1 protein-coding gene is annotated in these 1,447 nt (G+C 63.9%); it reads right to left on the reverse strand.

Annotation, left to right across the window (positions count from 1 at the left end; genetic code table 11):
* Nucleotides 1-13: 13 nt before the first annotated feature.
* A complete protein-coding gene (locus EOL86_14920) occupies nucleotides 14-1,237 on the reverse strand; it encodes an IS110 family transposase (GenBank protein ID NCD26860.1) in 1,224 nt (407 codons plus the stop codon).
* Nucleotides 1,238-1,447 lie beyond the last annotated feature (210 nt).

Here is a 1,447-nt window from a genome sequence, read left to right on the forward strand (position 1 = left end):
GGCATGTGGTATGTCAAGCTGTTCCCATGACGATTCCGATTTTATCATCTACGAACTGGTGGGCGTTCGCGTAGCCCAGTTCGCGGAGTCGGCCCTGGCCGATTTCTGCGGCGATCTTGTGCATCTTGACCAGGATATGGGGCGTGGATTCGTCCATGGGGGCGACGAGCCCCTTGAGCAGGTACCAGATGCTGACGACCATCTTGCGCGCCAAAGCGGCCACCACGATGTTCGTCCCCTTGCGCATTTTCAAGGCCACCGCCCAACGATGGGAAGGGCCTTGGCCGTAGCGCAGGATGCTCTGGGCACCTTGGATCAGCAGGGCGCGGACATCCCCGCGGCCGAGACCCGTGAGCGGTCCCGTGCCGCCACTGATTCCGCTGCGAGACACCCGCGGGTTCAGCCCGAAGAACGCCACCAGCTTTTTGGGCGTTGCGAAGCGTCCGACGTTTCCGATGAACGCGGCCAAGGCAAACGCCACTTTTTCGCGGACGCCCATCAGCCGGACCATCCGGAGCAGGGCGGGGTCTGTGGCGACTTCTTCGGCGATCCGGACGCGGAAGCGCTTGCGGCGGGCTTCCGCCTTCTGGAAAGCTTCGACCATTTCAGCCAGCAGCCACCGTTGCGTCCCGGTCCAGGCGTGCAACGCCAGCAGCTTGTCCAGCGCCGTGGGAGCCGCCAGTCGCAGGCCTCGGGGGCGTTTCACGCACTGCTGGTTCAAGAAGGCCCAGGTCCGGTTGCGCTCGCGGACGCTGTCGCCCACGGCGTTGCGGTGGCCGAAGAACACTTCCCGGCGTTCGGCGGCCTTGGGATCCGGGCGCCAGACCGCGTGGGCCAAGCCGCTGAGATAGACCCGGGCAATCTTGATCGCGTCGATCTTGTCGGTGGCGCAGTAGGCCTTGCCGACTTTCCCGACCGCCTGGCTTTCCAGAACGACCGGGCACAGGCCGATTTTCGCCAGCCGTTCGGCCACGGCGAAGCTGTTGCCGCTGGCTTCCGGCACGACCACGTCACCCGGCCGTGTCCGCTTCCCGAGGATGACCTCCAGCCGGCGCAGGTCCGCCCGATCGACGCACCATTCCATTTCGGCTTGGAGCGCATCCGCCCCGGCCAGCGCCGCGGCGGTGAACAGGTACGGATGCGCATCCAGGCCGATCACTCTTTTGACTTGTTCTCGTTCGTTCATTCTTGTTTGCTCCAACACTGGAACAGGCGGGAGCAAGCGGCCACGTTGCATACAGGCATACGGGGTGTTGAGCCCCACGTGGGTGATGTCCGCCGGCCCTCAGACACAAAAGCGGAGAGTGACTCCAGCGCATTTCTCGAGGGTCTCCCGTGTCGCTCCAGTGGATGTCACACATTCACCCACTGGTCCGATCCGATACTCCCGCCGTTCCATTTTTCCAATCCTTCCGTGCCACATTACCGACACGAAAGCGCGAAAGGG

This window comes from Deltaproteobacteria bacterium, assembly GCA_009930495.1.
Taxonomy (GTDB): Bacteria; Desulfobacterota; Desulfovibrionia; order Desulfovibrionales; family Desulfomicrobiaceae; genus Desulfomicrobium.